The 616-nt window shown below is 33.5% G+C and carries 1 protein-coding gene; it reads right to left on the reverse strand.

The features are described from left to right. Nucleotides 1–616 (reverse strand): PAS domain-containing protein (locus AC1DTM_RS30595; protein WP_477001718.1); only part of this gene is annotated, 616 nt, incomplete at both ends.

Here is a 616-nt window from a genome sequence, read left to right on the forward strand (position 1 = left end):
CATTAATTGTTAGAGGGTATTCTACAATTACATTCTTTCCTTCTTCTTTCAATTGGCGAATTGCTTCTTGAAATTGCTGTGCTACTGGAGACGGTAATATTTCGTAAAACTTTTTTCCCATAAAAGCTTCTGCGGGTACGTAAAATTTTGTAGGAGATCCTGCTTTATAATCTATAATTGTCCCATCGTCTTCTGTTAAAAAACATAAATCTGGTAAAGCTTTAAAAATTAATTCTAATTCAGAGGTTTGTTGTTTTAATTGCCCTTCTATCGCTTTTAAATGTGTAATATCTACCCCAACAGCCCAGTAACTAAATCCTGTTACAGGAAACTGCTCAGATATATTGGACCACATTATCGTTTTAATTTCACCATTTTTACATGTTAAACTCATTTCCCAATCTCTAAAATTTTTTCCACGAGTCAAAAATTTATTTTGTATTTGATGGCGATAATTATGGTCAGGATACAGTAATTGAAGAGCGTTTGGATTCCCAATTATTTCTTCAGCAGTATAACCTGTTACAATCTCGCATTCTCGATTCCACAAAACAAAATCTMCATTATAGTCAAGCGCATCCACCATAACAGGCATGTTTTGTAAGATCGTATGTAG

This window comes from Bacillus sp. P4_D3 (assembly GCF_056401855.1).